We start from the raw sequence: 19,742 nt of genomic DNA, 5'->3' as shown, positions 1-19,742 counted from the left end.
GGCACGAACATACTCAGTTGCGTTTTGACTTCGGTCTGGTCGACGGTTTCAACCCACACGTTTTGCCCGGTGCCCCAATAGAGGGTCAATGTGTCGCCAACCGCCATGTTCCCCCACGGACCCGCCTGGCACAGCAGACCATAAAGTGGAAAATTGCCCAACGCGGCCGCGATGTTGATGCCCCAGATTTTCACAGGAGTTTGCGCTACCGGGCCGGTGCGACCAGGAATCACGAGTTCCGCGAGGACGAGGGGCTTGCTGGGGCTGGACATGGCGTTGACTCCGTGGGCAAAGGCGACGGAGTGAGTTAACGCGTAATGGTGGGCTTGCGCACCTGTCAGATCTGACAGGTGCAGGCCTGAATCCGACGGGTGGTGCGGAGTTCAAGTGGTACCTGTCAACGAGCGTGGTAATTGAACGTTAGCTTTCGCGACCAAGCTCGCTCCCACATTGGATCCTGATCGGACTCAAAAACCTGTGGTCACTGGAGGTCGGTCGAAGGCTGCCTGACAGGCAATACAGCGCCCCAGCGGTGTAAGACCCGCCTGCATTTCATGGGCATGGTTCCAAGTGGTGAAAATCGATACTGGAAAAAACCATTTGCGTTCAATCAGGGTAAATCCCATGACCGGCGAAATTTTCGTGGCCTACGATTGAGATATGACAGCGGTTAACAAAAGGGACGCTTATTCAGCGCATGCCAAACACGTTTCGCTGAAGATATTCCCAGCTAAAAAAACAAAAGATCGCAGCCTTGCGCTGGGATCTTTTGCTTTATCTGGTCACTGCGCCGTCAGAATCTGCCCGGGCTTGATTACGCCGAAGGCGAGCCTCGAACCCACCATGTACCGCGCCCCCCGAAACATCTTGAGCCCGCCGACATCCACCTTGTCTTCCTCCGTATACATACACACCACCACACTACCTGGCGAAGCGATGACGGGCATTTTCAGATGGCCTAGCATCAGGTTAAGCGCCCAGTTGAACGAGATGATCGGCAAATTTTCGATTTGAATCTTGCCGCTTCCATTCTTCAACCGGAAGTCCTGGCGTGCGGTGATGCGCAGTTTGCCTCCGCCGGGTTCAAACGCCGGCTCGCCATAACGCACTTCCAACTCCGCCCCTATCCCCCACTGGTTCATATAATAAGCTGGCGAAGCGAACACCTTGAACAACGCCTCACTGTCGTGAATGTTCCCGGCGTGACGGAACAGGTAGTTGTAGGAATAGTGGTAAGCGATACCGTCCAGTTCAGGCCTGATGGCGTTGATCGGATTGTTCAGGTAGCCAGGGATATAGGAATTAGCCATTTTTTCAAAATGGCGGAAGTCCAGGCCAAGGTCGAAGGTAACCTCGTAATAGATCGAACTCTCCTTGGGGTTGTCCTGTAACAGCCCTGAAACATACTCCAGCGTCATTCCTTCGAGTTTTTTGTAGGTGCGGTCTACCATGATCGTGGTCTCGGTGCCCCGGGGTTATTCCCGCGTCTATGGCAGCGCGACACAAGACTGCTGTCTACTGTCAGATCTAACAGGTAGCGAAGCCTTTCAGACAAACGGCACGTCAGGAATCACGCCGCAAATCCGGCGGAATCGGCAAATCATCCTTCAGCGGATCCGGGCGTTTGCCCTTGCCAGCGCGGTGCTGGCGGATCTGGTAGACGTAGGCCAGCACCTGAGCAACCGCCAGGTACAGCCCGCCGGGAATTTCTTCGTCGAGTTCGGTGGAGTAGTAGATCGAACGCGCCAGCGCTGGCGACTCGAGGAGCATGACGTTGTTGGCGACGGCGATTTCACGAATCTTCAACGCTAGAAAATCGCTGCCCTTGGCCAGCAGCATCGGCGCGCCGCCCTTCTCTGCGTCGTACTTGAGCGCCACGGCGTAGTGGGTCGGGTTGGTGATGACCACGTCGGCATCAGGGATTGCCGCCATCATGCGGCGCTGGGACATTTCGCGCTGGGTCTGGCGAATGCGCTGTTTGACCTCTGGCCGACCTTCCTGATCCTTGTGCTCGTCACGCACTTCCTGCTTGGTCATTTTGAGCTTTTTCATGCTCTCCCAGATCTGCACCGGCACATCCACCGCGGCGATGATGATCAGGCCGCAGGCCAGCCACAGCGAACTCCAGCCGACCAGCACGACGCTGTGAATGATCGCCTGTTCCAGCGGTTCATGGGCGATCCGCAATAGGTCATCGACGTCTGCCGACAACACCATCAAGGCCACTGACAGGGTAATCAGAAATTTGGCCAGCGCCTTCAGCAACTCGACCACGGCCTTGAACGAAAACATCCGCTTGAGGCCTGCCGCCGGGTTCATCCGGCTGAATTTGGGCGCCAGGGAGCTGGCGGCGAACAGCCAGCCACCCAAAGAAATCGGCCCAATCAGCGCGGCCAGCAACAAGGTGATCATGATCGGCTGAATCGCCAGCAGGGCGATCAGGCCCGACTGCAACAAAAACCGGCCCATGGCGCCCTGATCCATGACCACTTCGCGGGACAGATTGAAGTTCAGGCGCATCAGATCCATCAATTCTTCGGCGAGCATACCGCCGAAGATCAGCAGCGCACCGGCACCGGCCATCATCACCGCAAGGGTGTTGAGCTCTTTGGAGCGGGCAATTTCACCCTTCTCACGGGAGTCCTTTTTTCGTTTCTCCGTGGGGTCTTCTGTTTTGTCCTGACCGCTTTCGCTCTCTGCCATGACTCAGCGCGCCCGTGCCAGTTCGCGTAGCAACTGCAAGGCCTCAGTGGCCAGCGGTTGATACTGGTTGAGAATGTCCGCCAAACCGACCCAGACAATAAACAGCCCGAGCACCAGGGTCAGCGGAAAGCCGATGGAGAAAATGTTCAACTGCGGCGCCGCCCGGGTCATCACACCAAAGGCGATGTTGACCACCAGCAGCGCGGTCACTGCCGGCAACACCAGCAACAGTGCAGCCCCCAGAATCCAGCCGAGCTTGCCGGCCAGCTCCCAGTAATGCGCGGTCATCAAGCCGCTGCCTACTGGCAGCGTGGTGAAGCTTTCGGTGAGGACTTCGAACACCACCAGATGGCCGTTCATCGACAGGAACAGCAACGTCACCAGCATGGTGAAGAACTGCCCGATCACCGCCACCGAGACGCCGTTGGCCGGGTCGACCATCGAGGCGAAGCCCATGCCCATCTGGATCGCGACAATCTGCCCGGCCACCGCGAACGCCTGGAAAAACAGCTGCAGGGAAAAACCGAGCACCGCGCCAACCAGAATCTGCTCGGCAATCAGCAGCAAGCCGCTGAGATCAAGAGGGCTGACGGCCGGCATCGGCGGCAACCCCGGGACAATCACAACGGTGATCGCCACGGCAAAATACAGGCGCACCCGCCGCGGAATCAGGGTTGTGCCGAACACCGGCATGACCATCAGCATCGACGCCACACGAAACAGCGGCAGCATGAACGTCGCCACCCAGGTGCTGATCTGGGTGTCGGTCAGCTGAAGCAGCGACTGCATGGCTTAGCCGATGACCAGCGGAATGTTTTTGTACAGGTCGATGATGTACTCCATGAACGTCTGCACGATCCACGGACCACCGACGATCAGGGTCACCAGCATCACCAGCAGACGCGGCAAGAAGCTCAAGGTCTGTTCGTTGATCTGCGTGGCGGCCTGGAACATGGCGACCAGCAGACCGACGAGCAGGCTCGGCACCACCAGAATCGCGACCATCAACGTGGTCAGCCACAGCGCTTCACGAAAGATATCGACCGCGACTTCCGGCGTCATGGCGAGACACCTCCAAAACTGCTGGCCAGCGTGCCGATGATCAGCGCCCAGCCATCGACCAGCACGAACAGCATGATCTTGAACGGCAGCGAAATGATCAGCGGCGAGAGCATCATCATACCCATGGCCATCAGCACGCTCGCCACGACCAGGTCAATGATCAGGAACGGGATGAAGATCATGAAGCCGATCTGGAACGCGGTTTTCAGCTCGGAGGTGACAAACGCAGGCACCAGAATCGTCAGCGGCGCCTGATCAGGCGTGGCGATATCGGTACGCTTGGACAGGCGCATGAACAGCTCGAGATCGCTGGTGCGGGTCTGCGCCAGCATGAAGTCCTTGATCGGCACCTGAGCCTTTTCCACTGCCTGCTGGGCCGTCAGCGTTTCCGCCAGGTACGGCTGCAACGCGTCTTTGTTCACCCGGTCGAACACCGGCGCCATGATGAACATCGTCAGGAACAGCGCCATGCCGGTGAGGATCTGGTTCGACGGCGTCTGTTGCAGGCCGAGGGCCTGTCGCAGGATCGAAAAGACAATAATGATCCGCGTGAAACTGGTCATCAGGATGACCGCCGCTGGAATGAAGCTCAGCGCGGTCATGATCAGCAGGATCTGCAGGCTGACCGAATACTCTTGCGCGCCGTCGGCGTTGGTGCCCAGCGTGATCGCCGGAATCGACAACGGATCGGCGGCGAACGCCAGTGGCGCGGCCAGCAACAGGGCCAGCGTCAGGACGATGCGGAGCGCAGCCATTACTTCTTATCCTTCTGATCCTTGCCGAGAATCTTCAGCAACTGCTGGGCGAATTCCGGCGTGGCTTTTTCGCTGTTATCGGGCACTTCGACTGGCTCTTTGAGCACATGCAGCGCGGTGATGGTGCCGGGGCTGAGGCCGAGCAGAATCTGCTCGTTGCCGACCTGTACCAGCAGCAGGCGATCGCGCGGGCCCAGCGCGCGGGAGCCGATCAGTTCGATCACCTGACCCTTGCCCGCCGGCCCCGCCTGCTGGACCCGGCGCAGCAGCCAGGCGAGGAAGAAGATCAACCCCACCACCAGCAGCAAGCCGAACACCAGTTGCGTCAATTGCCCGGCCACGCCGCTGTTGACCATTGGCGCCGCCGCGACAGGCGCGGCGGCGGTGGCGCTCGGCTCGGCGGCCAGCACGCTCAAGGGCAGTGCCAGCAGCGCCCAGAGAAACCGTTTCACTCAGCGCAGCTTCTTGATGCGTTCGCTTGGGCTGATCACGTCGGTCAGGCGGATGCCGAACTTCTCGTTGACTACCACCACTTCGCCGTGTGCGATCAGCGTGCCGTTGACCAGCACGTCGAGCGGCTCACCGGCCAGACGATCAAGCTCGATCACCGAACCCTGGTTGAGTTGCAGCAGGTTGCGGATGTTGATGTCGGTGCTGCCCACTTCCATGGAAATGGACACAGGAATGTCCAGGATGACGTCCAGGTTCGGACCGTCCAGCGTCACCGGATCGTGGTTCTTCGGCACGCTGCCGAACTCTTCCATCGGCAGACGGTTGGAGCTCGACACGCCGGCATCGGCGGCCAGCAGTGCATCGATGTCGGCCTGACCGGCGTCACCGGTCTCTTCCAGGGCAGCAGCCCATTCATCGGCCAGTGCCTGATCGTCCTGGGCGTTCATATCGTCGTTCATCATGTGTCCTCGGCGGGCAACAATTCAGTTAAATACGGGGGTGAAAACGCCGCCTCAGCGACGCTCGATCGGCTCGATCACCTGCAACGCGAGGTTGCCTTTGTGCGAGCCCATCTTGACCTTGAAGGCCGGTACGCCGTTGGCGCGCATGATCATGTCTTCCGGCATTTCCACCGGGATCACATCGCCCGGCTGCATGTGCAGGATGTCGCGCAGTTTCAACTGGCGGCGAGCCACGGTGGCGCCAATCGGCACGTCGACATCGAGCACGTCCTGACGCAGGGCGTTGACCCAGCGCTCGTCCTGATCGTCGAGGTCCGACTGGAAACCGGCGTCGAGCATCTCGCGCACTGGTTCGATCATCGAGTACGGCATGGTCACGTGCAAATCACCGCCACCGCCATCGAGTTCGATGTGGAAAGTCGATACGACAATCGCTTCGCTCGGGCCGACGATGTTGGCCATGGCCGGGTTCACTTCCGAGTTGATGTACTCGAAATTGACTTCCATGATCGCCTGCCAGGCTTCTTTCAGGTCGACAAACGCTTGCTCCAGCACCATGCGCACCACGCGCAGTTCGGTCGGGGTGAATTCACGCCCTTCGATCTTGGCGTGACGGCCGTCGCCACCGAAGAAGTTGTCCACCAGTTTGAACACCAGTTTGGCGTCGAGGATGAACAGCGCGGTGCCGCGCAGCGGTTTGATCTTGACCAGGTTGAGGCTGGTCGGCACGTACAGCGAGTGCACGTATTCGCCGAACTTCATTACCTGCACGCCACCGACAGCAACGTCTGCCGAGCGACGCAGCATGTTGAACATGCTGATGCGGGTGTAACGGGCAAAACGCTCGTTGATCATTTCCAGGGTCGGCATGCGTCCACGGACGATGCGATCCTGGCTGGTCAGGTCGTAGCTTTTGACACTGCCGGGTTCGGCAGCGTTATCGGTCTGTACCAGACCATCGTCGACGCCATGCAACAGCGCATCGATTTCATCCTGGGACAGCAGATCCTGCACGGCCATGTCGTGTTCCTACTGCAGTACGAAATTAGTGAAAAGCAACTGTTCGATCACCACTTTGCCCAGCTCTTTCTGCGCCACTTCCTGAACGCTGGCGGTGGCCTTCTGGCGCAACATTTCCTGACCGACCGGGGTCGCCAGTGTGGCGAAATCCTGGCCGGAGAAGAGCATCACCAGGTTATTGCGGATCACCGGCATGTGCACTTTGAGCGCTTCCAGATCGGCCTGGTTACGCGCCAGCATGGTGATACTCACCTGCATGTAGCGCTGACGGCCATTCTGGTTGTAGTTGGCAACGAAGGCCGGCGCCATTGGCTCGAAGATCGCCGGTTGCTTGCCGACCGGCGCGGCATCGGCCGCCTCGGCGGGCTTGCTCTGGGCGCTGTGCATGAAGAACCAGGTCGCCCCCACGGATGCACCAATGGCCACCAGCAACGCCAGCACGATCACGATGATCAGCTTGAGTTTGCCTTTGGTTGCGGGGTCTTTTACTGCTGCAGCTTCGCTCTTCGCCATGCCAATAATCCGTCACTAATCGGGGGTTTCACAGTCGCACGGCAAGGCAAGAGCAAGTGTTATGCCAGAAGTGTCAGCGCTATCTGAACGGTGCCACAAAACCAATGTGGGAGCGGGCTTGCTCGCGAAAGCGCTGTGACAGACAACATCAATGTTGAATGTGACATCGCATTCGCGGGCAAGCCCGCTCCCACAGGGGGTACAGCGTCGTGTCAGGCGTAATAGTCGACCGCGCTGCTGCCAATCACGCTTGTGGTTTGAGCAGCCACTTCAGCCACGGTCGCCGGGGTCAATTCTTCGTCTGCCGAATCCAGACGCCCACCAGCCGCGCGGGCGCGGCCCTGCTGACCCTGTTGCGCCTGTTCCTGGCCCTGCCAGCCACGATTCTGATCAGACACGTTGACGTCGACCTGGCCCATGCCCTGCTGGGTGAACATCTCGCGCAAGCGGTGCATTTGCCCGTCGAGGGCTTCGCGCACACTCGGATGCGCACTCATGAACGTCACTTGGGTCTGCTGATCCGGGACCATGTTCACACGGATATCCAGACGGCCCAGTTCAGCGGGCTGCAACTGAATGTCGGCGGCTTTGAGGTTGACGCTGGACAGGTACATGACGCGGTTGACCACTTCCTCGGTCCAGCCGCTCTGGTGCATGGCGATCGGTTGGTTCACCGGCAGCGCATTCGCGGTTTTCGGTGTCGCGGCCTGGGTCAGCGCTGCCAGACGGTTGGCGAAGTCGTCGACGCGGGTGTCGCTGGTGGCTGCTTTCAAATCTTTCAGGCCATCGTCGATCAGTCCGCTGAAAGCCTTTTCGCCGCCCTGGCTGGTGCTGTCCTTGTCGGCCTGTACGTCAAGCATGCTGGCCATGCCGGCGGCAAAGTTCTGTGCCGAGGTCAATTCGCCATCGGCCTGAGCCTGGGCAGGGGATGCTTTGGGTTGCGCCTGGCTGGCGGCGGAAATGTGCCCGCCCTGCTCCATCGCCATGCGCACGGCCGGCAATGAATCGAGTGGGTCGGCCGAGGGGTCGAATTCGCTGTCGGTCGGCGCCGGATCTTTGACCATGCCCGGTAAGACCGCCAGCGCAGGGGCTTCGGTTTCCGGCTGGGCTGGCGTTGCGACTACCGGCGCTTGCACGACAGGTGTCGCCACCAGCGGTTGAACGACTTGCACCAACGCAGGGTCAAGCGCCGGGTCTACAGGCGCGGCATCCACCACAGGGGTCTGCACAGTTTCTGCGGCAGCGTCATCGGGAACCGTCTCGCCGTCGCTGGCAACCGGTTTTTCGGCAGGCAACGCTTTGCCGCTATCGGCAACCGTCGGCTCAGGCGCGGCAGCGTTATCGTTGCCGACATCCTTTTTGCCGCTGTTGTCAGCGGCCTTGTCACGTGCCGGTTTGACTGAACTGTCAGGGTTCACGGCAGGCTTGGCCGGCGCCTGATCGGCAAACACCTTTGCGAAGCTGGAAGCCTTGTCCCCGGCATCTGCGGCCACTGTCGACGTTTTGGCAGAGGCGGCTTGCGCCTTGGCCTGGGCGGCGGTCTGAAGAAGAATGTTAGGGGTCGCAGGCATGACACGGTCTCCGCTGCACTGGGATCGTAGGTACAGTTACGGAAGATGGCTGCAAGTGCCGGGCCAGTTTAGCCCGGCGCTTGAGAAAAGTGCCGGACGGCGGCGCTTAGTGGGTGTGGGTGTGGTGTTTTTCGTCTTCGTACACAGAGCGCACGTCAGAAAATTCCTTGTGGATGTCGGCGACCAGTTGAGCGAGTGCTTGCGGATTTTTGTCTTTGGCGTTCGACTCCAGCTCCTGGCACAACGCAGCCAGCCAAACCGCACCCATGTTGCTGGCACTGCCCTTGAAGCTATGGGCGATATCGGACAAGGCTTTGGCGCTGGTGGTGCCCTGTAACTCCTGCAGGCGGCTTTCCGAATCCGCCAGAAAGGTTTCCAGCAACTCCTGATAGCCGTCTTCCATCACCTCACGCAAGGTGTCGAGGACGTCGCGGTCTACATGTGGGTCAGTCACTTGCTCACTCCTTGATCAAGAATGGGCGGATTATGCCTCAATCTCCCAGAAAAACTCCACGCGAGCACTACGACCTTGGTCCGACCACCGGGCGTTATGCCCTAATTGGCGTACCAGACTGAGTCCGCGCCCCGACAAACGGACAGCGTCCAGCGGTCGCTCCATGACCTGATCCACATCGAAGCCTTTGCCGCTGTCTTCGACCCGGACGACCAGACGTCCGCCCTCGCCCAGCGGCTCAACCTGCAGATGCACGCGGACGAAACCGTCCTGCAGAGCCTGTAGCCGTTCGTTGCGCAATTCGTAGTAACGGGCGAAACCCGACGCATCGCGCTTGAGACTGGAATCCAGCCCCAACACACCGTGCTCCAATGCATTGGAATACAACTCGGCGAGCACGCTGTACAACGCGCCGCTCTGCGCGCGCAGTCCATGTACCTCCTGCAGCAATTGCAGGAGAAACGGTAACGGATTGAAACGCTTGAGCGTAGCGCCGCGAAATTCGAAGCTGACCGACCAGTCCAGCGGGCACGACTGGCCGCTGTCGGAATACATCGGCGCCGAGCCTTGCGCCTGCGCCGATTCGAGCAGGCTGACTTCAACCATGCTGACATCGTCGCGCGCCTGCCCGCGAAAATCGCGCAGGGCTTGTTCAATGTCCTCGAACAGCCGGTCTGGCTCTCGATTAGCGGCAAAAACCTGCTGCAAGCGCTCGACGCCGAACAACTGATCGTTGGCATCGCTGGTATCGATCACCCCGTCGGACAACAGAAATACCCGATCTCCGACCGCCATCGAATGCACTTGAGTGCGGTCGTCGAACGCCTGCGGACTCAACACCCCCAACGGCAAATGGCGCGCGGCCAGCGGTTCGCGCTCGCCAGTGGCAAGGCGGTGCAGATACCCGTCGGGCATGCCGCCGTTCCACACCTCCACCGAGCGCCGCTCGGAACTCAGGCACAGCAAAGTCGCGCAGCAGAACATGTCTACCGGCAGGATGCGCTTGAGCTTGGCGTTCATCTCGCGCAACGTTTCGGCCAGGCCGTAGCCCTTGGCGGTCATGCCATAAAACACTTCGGCCAGCGGCATCGCGCCAACCGCCGCCGGCAAGCCATGCCCGGTGAAGTCGCCAAGCATGACGTGCATGTCGCCGGCCGGCGTGTAGGCCGCCAGCAGCAGATCGCCGTTGAACAGCGCGTAGGGCGATTGCAGGTAACGGATGTTCGGCGCGCTCAGGCAACCGGAATGCGCGACCTTGTCGAACACTGCCTTGGCCACGCGCTGTTCGTTGAGCAGGTAATCGTGATGTCGGGCGATCTGGTCGCGTTGTTCCAGCACCGTCGCCTGCAAACGGCGCAAGCGATCCATCGCCTTGATTTTGGCGGCCAGGATCACCTGGTTATACGGCTTCGCCAGAAAGTCGTCGCCACCCGCCTCCAGGCAACGGGCCAGCGCCTCGCTTTCGGTCAACGAGGTGAGAAAGATGATCGGTACCAGCGCTTCCCCTGCCAGTGCCTTGATCTGCCGGGCGGCCTCGAAACCGTCCATCACCGGCATCATCGCGTCCATGAGTACCAGATCGGGCTGCTGCTGGCGAAAAACCGCAACGGCTTGCGCGCCATCAGCCGCGGTCAGCACTTCATGGCCCTGGCGACGGACGATCGTCGACAGCAGCAACCGGTCGGCCGCGCTGTCTTCCGCGATCAGGATCGTCAGCGGCTCAAGCGCCTGCATGGCCGTCAACTGATGTCGAACAGTTTGTCGAAATTGGAGATCGCGAGGATTTTCTTCACGTCGGAGCTGCTGTTGACGACGCGGATGTCCGCGTCGTCGCCGCCCGCGTGGTCACGCAGCAGAAGCAACATGCCCAGCGCGGAGCTGTCGAGGTAGGTGGCTTCTTTCAGATCGACCACAATGGATTCGGGTTTCGTATTGAGTTTTTCATACGACTCGCGAAATTCCTGGTGGCGACCGAAATCGAAGCGCCCTTTGATCGCGATTGTCAGCTTGTGACCATCTGGCGACACTTCTGTAACGACTGACATTGACTGGCTTCCTTGTCATTGACGAACCTGTACAAGGTTTAGCATCTGGATAGGGATGGGGCAAGGCGCAACGCTGGAACAAATGTGGGGGAAGTGTGGGAGCGAGCCTGCTCGCGAAGGCGTCATGTCAGTCAACATTTGCATCAATGGGTCGAATGCCTTCGCAAGCAGGCTCGCTCCCACAGGAGATTTGGGTGAAGGCTAGAACGCATCACGCCGTGGCAAGCGCTGCGACAGTTCATCGAGCAGCTTCTGCTCACGCTTGTCTTCGAGGCGTTGCGCCTCGTCGCGATAGCGCTGGACCAGCTTGCGCAGGCCTTCGACGCGAGCGAAGGCCTGTTGCCAGGCTTCGCGGGCCTTGTCCAGATTGTTCTGGTGCCAGACCAGACTCTGACGCTGTTGATCAACCGCGGTGTCGAGTTGCGCCAGAAAGCCCTGAAAGCCGAGCAACCACTGCCCTGACACGCCGGTGCTGCCGCGCACGATCCATTGCTGCGAATAATCCAGACGAAAGGCATTGAGGTCGGCCAGTTTGCTTTCAGCAACCTTCACCTGCCCCTGAAAATAGGCGAGGCGCTGCACGGCGGTTTTCTCGGCCTTCTCGGCCATGTCCACCACCGGTGCCAGGCGCGCGGCGCGGCTGACGGCCATGAGCGGTTACCCGCCTGCCGCGGGGGCGAACAGGGTTTCGAGATAAGCCTGGCTTTCGCCCATGTTGATTTTGTCGTTGAGGCCCTGGCGCTGATACCTGACCAACTGCGGTTGCAGGGAAATCGCCAGATCGGTCTCGCGATCGCCGCCAGCGACGTAGGCGCCGACGCTGATCAGGTCGCGGCTCTGCTGATAGCGCGACCACAATTGCTTGAAATACTGCGCGCGCTGCATGTGCTCGGCCGAAACCACCGCCGGCATCACCCGGCTGATCGACGCTTCAATATCGATCGCTGGATAGTGCCCTTCTTCGGCCAGACGCCGGGACAGCACAATGTGGCCATCGAGCACGCCCCGCGCCGAGTCGGCAATCGGGTCCTGCTGGTCATCGCCCTCGGACAACACCGTGTAGAACGCCGTGATCGAACCACCGCCCCTCTCGGCATTACCGGCGCGCTCGACCAGTTTCGGCAGTTTGGCGAATACCGACGGCGGATAGCCCTTGGTCGCAGGCGGCTCGCCAATAGCCAGGGCGATTTCCCGCTGGGCCTGGGCGAAACGCGTCAGCGAATCCATCAGCAGCAAAACGTTCTTGCCCTTGTCGCGGAAATACTCGGCGATGCGCGTGCAGTACATCGCCGCGCGCATACGCATCAGTGGTGCATCGTCCGCCGGCGAGGCGACCACGACCGAACGCTTGAGGCCTTCTTCGCCGAGGATGTGTTCGATGAATTCTTTAACTTCGCGACCGCGTTCGCCGATCAGGCCGACGACGATAATGTCGGCCTCGGTGAAGCGCGTCATCATGCCCAGCAACACCGATTTACCGACACCGGTACCGGCGAAAAGACCCAGACGCTGACCACGGCCGACCGTCAGCAAACCGTTGATGCAGCGGATGCCGACGTCCAGCGGCACGCTGATCGGGTCACGGTTGAGCGGGTTGATTGTCGGGCCATCCATCGGCACCCAGTCTTCGGCCTTCATGCCGCCCTTGCCGTCCAGCGCACGACCGGCGCCATCGAGTACGCGGCCGAGCATGCTCATGCCCATCGGCAGGCGCCCGGTATCGGCCAGCGGCACCACACGGGCACCGGGAGCGATGCCGGCGACACTGCCGACCGGCATCAGAAAGACTTTGCTGCCAGAAAAACCCATGACTTCCGCTTCCACCTGGGACGGGTGGTAGCTGTCGTCATTGATCACCATGCAGCGGGTGCCCATGGCGGCGCGCAGGCCTTCAGCCTCAAGGGTCAGGCCGACCATGCGCAGCAGACGGCCTTCGAGAATCGGCGCACCGGCAATCTCGGTGGCCTCGGCATAGGTGCTCAGGCGCTTGGCAAAGCTGGTGCGTTCAAGGCGCATCGCTGGCGTCCGCGCGCGGCTCGTCAGGGTCGACAGCCGCTGGGGTGTCCTCAGGGATTTCCAGGCTCAAGTCAGGCGCTGCGGGGTGCAGAGCCTGCTCGTGCAACTGGTCGAACAGTTTCGCCATAACCTGCGTCACCCGCGATTCAACGCTGGCGTCGATGCGGCTGTGCTCGGTTTCAACCCGGCAACCGCCCGGCAACAAGGACTCGTCTTCGACGATGCGCCAGCTTTCTTCATGGCGTTCGCGCAGGGCTTTGACCTGAGCGAAGTCCTGCGGGTTGACGTACAGGCGCACGTTTTCAACGCCCAGCGGCAACAGTTTGAGGGCGTCACGCATGACGTGTTCGATCTGGGTCGAATCGATGGCCAGTTCGCGCTTGATCACTTGTTTGGCGATGTGTTGCACGAGGTCGACCAGCGACTTTTCAATCTGGGTGTCTTGTTCGGCGATCGGTTCGAACAGGTTGGCCATCAGCAGCTCAAGGCTGGCGATTTTCGCCGCCAGCGCTGTTTCAGCTTCCTGACGTACCTTGAGCGTGGTGCTGTGAAAACCTTCTTTCTCGCCGATGGCAAAGCCCTCGTTGTAAGCCTCCTGACGGATGCTTTCGAGTTCTTCCAGAGTCAGTGGCTGGACTTCTTCCAGCGGCACTTCCTCCATTTCCGGCGGTTCGGGTTCCGGCTCAGGCTCGGGTTCCGGTTTCGGCGGATCGAAACTGGGCATTGCCCAGGATTCGAAGCCACGAACATCGCGGGCGCGGATCAGATCCGTCACAGACTCGTCAGGCTTGTCCATGGGCTTAGATCATTTCCTCGCCACCCTTGCCACCGAGCACGATTTCGCCGGCTTCGGCCATACGACGGGCAATGGTGAGGATTTCCTTCTGCGCGGTTTCGACGTCGCTGACGCGCACCGGGCCTTTGGCCTCGAGGTCGTCGCGCAACAGTTCGGCAGCACGCTTGGACATGTTCTTGAAGATCTTCTCCTTGACGCCTTCGTCCGACCCCTTGAGGGCCAGCACCAGCACGTCGGAAGACACTTCGCGCAACAGCGCCTGAATACCGCGGTCGTCGACGTCGGCGAGGTTGTTGAACACGAACATGAGGTCTTCGATCTGACCGGACAGGTCTTCGTCGACTTCGCGGATCGAGTCCATGAGCTGGCCTTCGATCGAACTGTCGAGGAAGTTCATGATGTCGGCCGCACGCTTGATGCCACCCAGGGTGGTGCGCGAGGCGTTCGAGTTGCCGGAGAACTGCTTCTCGAGAATCTGGTTGAGTTCTTTCAAGGCTGCCGGTTGCACGGTGTTCAACGACGAAACGCGCAGAATGATGTCCAGACGCACTTTGTGGTCGAAGTTGCCGAGCACTTCACCGGCCTGATCCGGGTCGAGGTACGCGACCACGATCGCCTGGATCTGCGGGTGTTCGTAACGGATGACGTCGGCCACCGCGCGCGGCTCCATCCATTTCAGGCTGTCGAGGCCGCTGGTGTTGCCGCCGAGCAGGATGCGGTCGATCAGGCCATTGGCCTTGTCCTCGCCCAGGGCCTGGGTGAGCATCTTGCGCACGTAGTCGTCGGAACCGACACCGAGGCTGGTCTGGTCGCCGACGATGTCGACGAATTCGCTCATCACCTGCTCGACCTGCTCGCGGTGGACGTTACCCATCTGCGCCATGGCTACGCCGACGCGCTGGACTTCTTTCGGGCCCATGTGGCGCAGCACTTGCGCAGCATCGGTCGACCCCAGGGACAGCAGCAGAATCGCGGCTTTGTCGACCTTGGTCAGTTTGACGGCGGCGGCTCGGTTATCACTCATCTGCGTTAATCCACTCTTTCACGACCTGAGCCACGCGACCCGGGTCTTCAGCTACCAGACTCTTGATTGCATTCAGTTGCGCGTCATAACCCTCGCTCGGGCTCGGCAACAGAATGCTCTGCGGACCACCGAGGCTCACGCGGTCGTTGGACAGTTCGCCATCCAGGCCGCCCATGCCACCGAGTTCCACGTCGCTGCCCAGACCGGCCAGCTCCTTGCCTTTGCCGCCACCGGTGATGTTGTTGAGCACCGGACGCAGCACACCAAACACCAGCACGAGGATGAACAGCACACCCAGCACTTGTTTGACGATGTCCCAGAACCAAGGCTGGGAGTAGAACGGAATATCGGCAATCACTTCGCCGCGCTCGGCGGAGAACGGCATGTTGATCACGCTGACACTGTCGCCACGGCTGGCGTCGAAACCGACGGCGTCCTGCACCAGACGAGTGAAGCGCGCCAATTCGTCGGCGCTCCACGGCGCACGGCTGGTTTCACCGTTGGCAGGGTTGATCTTGACCTGATCGTCGACCACCACCGACACCGACAGACGATTGAGGCGGCCCTGTTGTTGTTTGGTGTGGCTGATCGAACGGTCGAGTTCGAAGTTCTTGGTCGATTGCAGACGCTTGTCGGCCGGGTACGGCGCGAGCATCGGCTGGCCGGTGGCCGGGTCCATGATCTGCTGACCGTTCGCGTCAACCAGCGGTTGGCCCGGTTGAATCATGCCGGCCGGTGCGGCGGTGCCACCAGTGGTTTGCGGCGCCGAGGCCGGCGACGGTGGCTGGTTGCTCAAGGCACCCGGCACACCTTGCGGGCCATTGCTGGCGGTGCGTTGTTCATTGACCGACTGTTCGCTGCGCAACGCCGGTTGATCCGGGTTGAACTGCTCGGCAGTCGATTCAACGGCGCTGAAATCGACGTCGGCCGAGACTTCAGCCTTGTAGCGATCGTTGCCCAGTACCGGTTGCAGAATGTTGTGCACGCGCTGGGTGAGCATGCTTTCCATGCGGCGGCTGTAATCGAACTGCTTGCCGGCCATGGTCATTTCGGAATTCTCCGCCTGATCGGAGAGCAGGTTGCCCTTCTGATCGACGACGGTGATCTGCGATTTGCTCAGCTCGGGTACGGAGGTTGCCACCAGGTTGATGATCGCCACCACCTGACCCGGCTCCAGCGAACGCCCGCTGTACAGCTCGACCAGCACCGAGGCGCTTGGCTTGCGCTCGTCACGGACAAACACCGAACTTTTTGGAATCGCCAGGTGCACACGGGCACCCTTAACGTTGTTCAGGCTGGAAATGGTCCGCGCCAGTTCGCCTTCGAGGCCGCGACGATAACGGGTCGCTTCCATGAACTGGCTGGTGCCCAGACCTTGTTCCTTGTCGAGGATTTCGAAACCGATGTTGCCGTCGCTGGGAGTGACACCAGCGGCCGCGAGTTTCATCCGCGCACGGGACAGGTCGTCGGCCTTGACCAGCAAGGCGCCAGAATTGGGTTCTACGTTGTAAGGAATGTCAGCGGCGGCCAGGGTTTCCATGACCTGCTTAGCGTCCAGGCCGGCGAGGCTGCCGTACAGGGGACGGTAATCCGGCTGCTGCGACCACAGCACCACGGCAAAGCCAATCGCCACGCTCGCCGCCAGACCGACCAACAGGCCGACCTGACGCAGCACGGTCATCTGGGAAAGGTTTTCCAGAAAGGACAGGCCGAACAGCGGCGGTTTGCCGTCGATCGGGGTGGCCTTGGCCGGAACGTTATCAGCGACTGCTTCTGCCATGACTTATTTCGCCCTTAAACCGGCATCTGCATGATGTCTTGGTAAGCCTGAACCAGCTTGTTGCGCACCTGGGTCAGAGCCTGGAACGACACGCTGGCTTTTTGCGAAGCGACCATCACGTCCGTCAGGTCGACGCCGCTCTTGCCGATTTCGAAAGCGTTGGCCAGTTGAGTCGAGGCCTGCTGGGTATCGCTGACTTTATTGATCGCCTGACCGAGCATGTCGGAAAAGCTGCTGCCCGCCAGTTCAGGGACAGCGGCAGTCGATTTACGCGCAGACATGGCATCCACTTTCATGGCCTGCATGTCCATCATCAACCGATTAAATTCAATACCTTGGCTCATGGTCTACTCTCTTGGGCGGCCCGCAATTTTTTGACACTCACTCGGCGGGTACACAGGTATTAGCAACAAGGGTGCCAGCTCATGGGCACCCTTCCTAGAAAAGCATTCTGAATGTTTTGCAGGAGCGCTCAGGTGGCGAACAGATAGCCTTCGACATCCATTCCGGCATCGCGCATTTGCGCCAGTTTGTAGCGCAGGGTGCGCGGGCTGATGCCGAGCTTTTCTGCCGCTTCCTTGCGCCGGCCACGCTCGGCGCGCAGGGTGTCGATGATCATCTGAAACTCCCGGCGGCGCAGGTCATCGCCCAGGGCGCCGGCCGAATCCACGTCGATTTGCACTTCGCGAATCGCCGGCGCCGCGACCGGCAAAGGAGCGAATGTCACCGCACCGGCCAAGCAGAAATCCTGTGGCTGAATCAAACCGCCCTGCTGCAAGATCAGCGCGCGCTGGATGGCGTTGTCCAGCTCACGCACATTACCCGGCCACGGATAAGCGGTCAGGCAAGCTTGCGCTTCGGGCGACAGCTTCGCCGCTGCGTGCTTCATTTTATTGACGTGTTTGGCCAACAACTTTTCCGCCAGCGGCAGGATATCGGCAGTGCGCTCGCGAAGTGGACGCCAGGCCAGGGGGAAAACCGACAAGCGGTAAAACAGGTCTTCACGGAAGCGCCCCGCCGCCACTTCGCCGGCCAGATCGCGGTTGGTCGTTGCGACCACGCGGATATCCAGGCTGATCGGCTTGCGTGCGCCGACCCGCTCCACTTCCCGCTCCTGCAACACACGCAGCAGCTTGGCTTGCAGGCCCAAGGGCATTTCGGAAATTTCATCGAGCAGAATCGTGCCGCCTTCGGCCTGTTCGAACTTGCCGGCCTGTGAAGCGATGGCACCGGTGAACGAACCTTTCTCGTGACCGAACAACGTCGCTTCGAGCATGTTGTCTGGGATCGCGGCGCAGTTAATCGCGATAAAGGGCTGACTGGCCCGCGGCGATTGCTGGTGGATATAGCGCGCCAGCACCTCTTTACCGGTGCCGGATTCGCCGGAGATCAATACGGTCGAGTCACTGCGCGCAACCCGCGCCGCCAGCTCCAGCAACTGCGCGCTGGCAGGTTCGACCGCCACCGGGCCGTCGTCTGCGCTCGCACCGAGGCTACCCAACGCATGCCGCGCAACGAGGTCGAGCAACGCTTTGGGTTCGAACGGCTTGACCAGATAATCCGCCGCGCCCTGGCGCATCGCATCGACCGCACGCTCGACCGCGCCATGGGCGGTCATCAGGAGCACCGGCAACTGCGGCTGTCGCGCACGCAGCAGGGCGAGCAATTGATGACCGTCCATGCCCGGCATATTGACGTCGCTGACCACCAGGCTGAACGCTTCTTGCGCGACCGCCGTCAACGCCTCCTCAGCGCTACCGACCGCCTGATAATCATGGCCGGCGAGCAGCAGCGTATCGGCCAGCGCTTCGCGCAGAGAACGGTCATCCTCGACCAACAACACCTTGATGCCCATGAGGTTTATTCAGCTCCCTGTGCGGCGGAAAACAGCGGCAGGATGACCTGCGCACATGTGCCGCGTCCGACCCGCGAACGCAGCAGCAATTCTCCCTGATGCGCCCGGGCCACTGCCTTGACCACGGTCAGGCCAAGGCCCGTACCAGTGACTTTGGTGGTAAAAAAAGGCTCGCCGAGGCGCGCCAAAACGGTCGGTTCGATGCCACTGCCGCTATCGCTGACGCACAGGCGCAGCGTGTTATCGCGGGTGTAGCAATGCACTTTCAGACGTACATCTGCGGCGCTGGCTTGAATCGCGTTTTCAATCAGATTCAGCAGCGCGCCGACCAGTGTGTCACGGTTGCACAGCAACTCACCGGTATAGCTGTCGCACTGCCAGCGAATCGGCAAATCCTGCACATGGGTCAGCGCCGCGGCTTGCAGCGATTGCATCAAGGCATGAGGTGTAAGGCGGTCGGTCAGCGGCAACTCGCCGCGAGCGAATACCAACATGTCGCGTACTTGATGCTCCAGCTCATGCAGACGCTCCTTGAGGCGTCCGGCGAAACGCTGCTGGGTTTCCACCGGCAATTGCTGCTCAGTCAAATGACTGGCGTAGAGCAACGCGGCGGACAGCGGCGTGCGTATCTGGTGCGCCAGCGAGGCAACCATGCGCCCCAGCGAGGACAAGCGCTCGTGGCGCGCCAGTTGATCTTGCAGATGACGGGTTTCTGTCAGGTCGTTGAGCAGCACCAATTGCCCCGGTTCGGCATCCAGCGAGCGGGTGGCAATCGACAGGCGCCGACCGTTTTTCAGAGAAATTTCGTGACCGTCGTCTTCACGCGGCGCGAAGCAGCGAGCGATCACCTGACGCCACAACTCGCCTACCAGCGGCAAGCCGAGCAAATCGATGGCGGCCGGATTGGCTTCGCGCACGATGCCGCGACCGTCCAGCACAATGACGCCGCCGGGCAACAGATCAAGGAGGTTTTGCAAACGATTGGCCAAGCGCTCTTTTTCTGCCAGCTCCTGCATGCGCTGGGCGCTGACCACTTCCAGCTCACCCTTGAGCTCGGTGACCCGCGCTTCCAGCAGGCTGTAGGAGTCGGTCAACTGGCTGGACATCTGGTTGAACAGCGCGAACGCCTGCTCAAGTCCCTGACGGCTTGCCTGCTCCACGGATGAGGGTTGCCCCACGATGTTGGAGGCAGAAGAGATCTGGGCGACTTGGGGCATTGTGCTCTCTCGCTTGG

22 protein-coding genes are annotated in these 19,742 nt (G+C 60.6%); all 22 read right to left on the bottom strand.

Features of this window, described 5'->3' with window-relative positions:
• Nucleotides 1-272 (bottom strand): hypothetical protein (locus HU765_RS16845; protein WP_186621811.1); only part of this gene is annotated, 272 nt, incomplete at its 3' end.
• Nucleotides 273-782: 510 nt separating this feature from the next.
• Nucleotides 783-1,451, bottom strand: a complete 669-nt coding sequence (locus tag HU765_RS16840; RefSeq protein WP_186621810.1) for a hypothetical protein — start codon at nucleotides 1,449-1,451, stop codon at nucleotides 783-785.
• A 112-nt stretch (nucleotides 1,452-1,563) separates the two neighbouring features.
• A complete protein-coding gene (gene flhB, locus HU765_RS16835) occupies nucleotides 1,564-2,703 on the bottom strand; it encodes a flagellar biosynthesis protein FlhB (protein WP_186621809.1) in 1,140 nt (379 codons plus the stop codon).
• A 3-nt stretch (nucleotides 2,704-2,706) separates the two neighbouring features.
• On the bottom strand, nucleotides 2,707-3,492 hold the full coding sequence (gene fliR, locus HU765_RS16830) for a flagellar biosynthetic protein FliR (protein WP_186550682.1): 786 nt from the start codon (nucleotides 3,490-3,492) through the stop codon (nucleotides 2,707-2,709).
• A 3-nt stretch (nucleotides 3,493-3,495) separates the two neighbouring features.
• Nucleotides 3,496-3,765: a flagellar biosynthesis protein FliQ gene (fliQ, locus tag HU765_RS16825; protein WP_186550684.1), complete on the bottom strand. Its 270-nt coding sequence runs from the start codon at nucleotides 3,763-3,765 to the stop codon at nucleotides 3,496-3,498.
• The gene (gene fliP / locus HU765_RS16820; RefSeq protein WP_186550686.1) at nucleotides 3,762-4,520 is read right to left on the bottom strand and encodes a flagellar type III secretion system pore protein FliP; all 759 of its coding nucleotides are present in this window, start codon (nucleotides 4,518-4,520) and stop codon (nucleotides 3,762-3,764) included. The genes fliQ and fliP overlap by 4 nt, the downstream gene beginning before the upstream one ends.
• Nucleotides 4,520-4,972 carry a flagellar biosynthetic protein FliO gene (gene fliO, locus HU765_RS16815; protein ID WP_186621808.1) on the bottom strand — a complete coding sequence of 151 codons (453 nt, stop codon included), beginning with the start codon at nucleotides 4,970-4,972 and terminating at the stop codon, nucleotides 4,520-4,522. Before fliO ends, fliP begins: the two co-directional genes overlap by 1 nt.
• Nucleotides 4,973-5,434 (bottom strand): flagellar motor switch protein FliN, encoded by a 462-nt coding sequence (fliN, locus tag HU765_RS16810; RefSeq protein ID WP_186550690.1) that lies wholly within the window; start codon nucleotides 5,432-5,434, stop codon nucleotides 4,973-4,975.
• Between the two features lie 51 nt (nucleotides 5,435-5,485).
• Nucleotides 5,486-6,454 carry a flagellar motor switch protein FliM gene (gene fliM, locus HU765_RS16805; RefSeq protein WP_003222890.1) on the bottom strand — a complete coding sequence of 323 codons (969 nt, stop codon included), beginning with the start codon at nucleotides 6,452-6,454 and terminating at the stop codon, nucleotides 5,486-5,488.
• A gap of 9 nt (nucleotides 6,455-6,463) precedes the next feature.
• Entirely contained in the window at nucleotides 6,464-6,967 is a 504-nt protein-coding gene (gene fliL / locus HU765_RS16800; RefSeq protein WP_186550692.1) for a flagellar basal body-associated protein FliL, read from the bottom strand.
• A 212-nt stretch (nucleotides 6,968-7,179) separates the two neighbouring features.
• Nucleotides 7,180-8,538, bottom strand: a complete 1,359-nt coding sequence (locus tag HU765_RS16795; protein WP_186621806.1) for a flagellar hook-length control protein FliK — start codon at nucleotides 8,536-8,538, stop codon at nucleotides 7,180-7,182.
• A gap of 106 nt (nucleotides 8,539-8,644) precedes the next feature.
• Nucleotides 8,645-8,992 carry an Hpt domain-containing protein gene (locus HU765_RS16790; protein WP_186621804.1) on the bottom strand — a complete coding sequence of 116 codons (348 nt, stop codon included), beginning with the start codon at nucleotides 8,990-8,992 and terminating at the stop codon, nucleotides 8,645-8,647.
• A gap of 30 nt (nucleotides 8,993-9,022) precedes the next feature.
• Nucleotides 9,023-10,726 (bottom strand): fused response regulator/phosphatase, encoded by a 1,704-nt coding sequence (locus HU765_RS16785; RefSeq protein ID WP_186621803.1) that lies wholly within the window; start codon nucleotides 10,724-10,726, stop codon nucleotides 9,023-9,025.
• 5 nt (nucleotides 10,727-10,731) lie between these two features.
• The gene (locus HU765_RS16780; RefSeq protein WP_186550701.1) at nucleotides 10,732-11,037 is read right to left on the bottom strand and encodes an STAS domain-containing protein; all 306 of its coding nucleotides are present in this window, start codon (nucleotides 11,035-11,037) and stop codon (nucleotides 10,732-10,734) included.
• 201 nt (nucleotides 11,038-11,238) lie between these two features.
• Nucleotides 11,239-11,688: a flagellar export protein FliJ gene (fliJ, locus tag HU765_RS16775; RefSeq protein ID WP_186550703.1), complete on the bottom strand. Its 450-nt coding sequence runs from the start codon at nucleotides 11,686-11,688 to the stop codon at nucleotides 11,239-11,241.
• Nucleotides 11,689-11,694: 6 nt separating this feature from the next.
• A complete protein-coding gene (fliI, locus tag HU765_RS16770; RefSeq protein WP_186621802.1) occupies nucleotides 11,695-13,053 on the bottom strand; it encodes a flagellar protein export ATPase FliI in 1,359 nt (452 codons plus the stop codon).
• Nucleotides 13,043-13,849, bottom strand: coding sequence for a flagellar assembly protein FliH (gene fliH / locus HU765_RS16765; protein ID WP_186621801.1), 807 nt, complete (start codon nucleotides 13,847-13,849; stop codon nucleotides 13,043-13,045). The genes fliI and fliH overlap by 11 nt, the downstream gene beginning before the upstream one ends.
• Nucleotides 13,850-13,853: 4 nt before the next feature.
• Nucleotides 13,854-14,873, bottom strand: coding sequence for a flagellar motor switch protein FliG (fliG, locus tag HU765_RS16760; RefSeq protein ID WP_039761172.1), 1,020 nt, complete (start codon nucleotides 14,871-14,873; stop codon nucleotides 13,854-13,856).
• The gene (fliF, locus tag HU765_RS16755) at nucleotides 14,866-16,653 is read right to left on the bottom strand and encodes a flagellar basal-body MS-ring/collar protein FliF (RefSeq protein WP_186621800.1); all 1,788 of its coding nucleotides are present in this window, start codon (nucleotides 16,651-16,653) and stop codon (nucleotides 14,866-14,868) included. Before fliF ends, fliG begins: the two co-directional genes overlap by 8 nt.
• 14 nt (nucleotides 16,654-16,667) lie before the next feature.
• A complete protein-coding gene (gene fliE, locus HU765_RS16750; RefSeq protein WP_186550711.1) occupies nucleotides 16,668-16,997 on the bottom strand; it encodes a flagellar hook-basal body complex protein FliE in 330 nt (109 codons plus the stop codon).
• Between the two features lie 128 nt (nucleotides 16,998-17,125).
• Nucleotides 17,126-18,508: a sigma-54 dependent transcriptional regulator gene (locus HU765_RS16745; RefSeq protein ID WP_186621799.1), complete on the bottom strand. Its 1,383-nt coding sequence runs from the start codon at nucleotides 18,506-18,508 to the stop codon at nucleotides 17,126-17,128.
• A gap of 5 nt (nucleotides 18,509-18,513) precedes the next feature.
• Nucleotides 18,514-19,725, bottom strand: coding sequence for an ATP-binding protein (locus HU765_RS16740; RefSeq protein ID WP_186621798.1), 1,212 nt, complete (start codon nucleotides 19,723-19,725; stop codon nucleotides 18,514-18,516).
• Nucleotides 19,726-19,742 lie beyond the last annotated feature (17 nt).

The sequence above is a fragment of the Pseudomonas sp. SWRI81 genome, assembly GCF_014268545.1.
Classification (GTDB): Bacteria; Pseudomonadota; Gammaproteobacteria; order Pseudomonadales; family Pseudomonadaceae; genus Aquipseudomonas; species Aquipseudomonas hamedanensis.
This window is presented reverse-complemented; position numbering and strand designations above follow the sequence as displayed.

Excerpts from the sequence above, each read along its gene's own strand:
- HU765_RS16840 (WP_186621810.1), bottom strand. The coding sequence starts at position 1,451 with ATGGTAGACCGCACCTACAAAAAACTCGAAGGAATGACGCTGGAGTAT.
- flhB (WP_186621809.1), bottom strand. The coding sequence starts at position 2,703 with ATGGCAGAGAGCGAAAGCGGTCAGGACAAAACAGAAGACCCCACGGAG.
- fliR (WP_186550682.1), bottom strand. The coding sequence starts at position 3,492 with ATGCAGTCGCTGCTTCAGCTGACCGACACCCAGATCAGCACCTGGGTG.
- fliQ (WP_186550684.1), bottom strand. The coding sequence starts at position 3,765 with ATGACGCCGGAAGTCGCGGTCGATATCTTTCGTGAAGCGCTGTGGCTG.
- fliP (WP_186550686.1), bottom strand. The coding sequence starts at position 4,520 with ATGGCTGCGCTCCGCATCGTCCTGACGCTGGCCCTGTTGCTGGCCGCG.
- fliN (WP_186550690.1), bottom strand. The coding sequence starts at position 5,434 with ATGATGAACGACGATATGAACGCCCAGGACGATCAGGCACTGGCCGAT.
- fliM (WP_003222890.1), bottom strand. The coding sequence starts at position 6,454 with ATGGCCGTGCAGGATCTGCTGTCCCAGGATGAAATCGATGCGCTGTTG.
- fliL (WP_186550692.1), bottom strand. The coding sequence starts at position 6,967 with ATGGCGAAGAGCGAAGCTGCAGCAGTAAAAGACCCCGCAACCAAAGGC.
- HU765_RS16795 (WP_186621806.1), bottom strand. The coding sequence starts at position 8,538 with ATGCCTGCGACCCCTAACATTCTTCTTCAGACCGCCGCCCAGGCCAAG.
- HU765_RS16785 (WP_186621803.1), bottom strand. The coding sequence starts at position 10,726 with ATGCAGGCGCTTGAGCCGCTGACGATCCTGATCGCGGAAGACAGCGCG.
- HU765_RS16780 (WP_186550701.1), bottom strand. The coding sequence starts at position 11,037 with ATGTCAGTCGTTACAGAAGTGTCGCCAGATGGTCACAAGCTGACAATC.
- fliJ (WP_186550703.1), bottom strand. The coding sequence starts at position 11,688 with ATGGCCGTCAGCCGCGCCGCGCGCCTGGCACCGGTGGTGGACATGGCC.
- fliI (WP_186621802.1), bottom strand. The coding sequence starts at position 13,053 with ATGCGCCTTGAACGCACCAGCTTTGCCAAGCGCCTGAGCACCTATGCC.
- fliH (WP_186621801.1), bottom strand. The coding sequence starts at position 13,849 with ATGGACAAGCCTGACGAGTCTGTGACGGATCTGATCCGCGCCCGCGAT.
- fliG (WP_039761172.1), bottom strand. The coding sequence starts at position 14,873 with ATGAGTGATAACCGAGCCGCCGCCGTCAAACTGACCAAGGTCGACAAA.
- fliF (WP_186621800.1), bottom strand. The coding sequence starts at position 16,653 with ATGGCAGAAGCAGTCGCTGATAACGTTCCGGCCAAGGCCACCCCGATC.
- fliE (WP_186550711.1), bottom strand. The coding sequence starts at position 16,997 with ATGAGCCAAGGTATTGAATTTAATCGGTTGATGATGGACATGCAGGCC.
- HU765_RS16745 (WP_186621799.1), bottom strand. The coding sequence starts at position 18,508 with ATGGGCATCAAGGTGTTGTTGGTCGAGGATGACCGTTCTCTGCGCGAA.
- HU765_RS16740 (WP_186621798.1), bottom strand. The coding sequence starts at position 19,725 with ATGCCCCAAGTCGCCCAGATCTCTTCTGCCTCCAACATCGTGGGGCAA.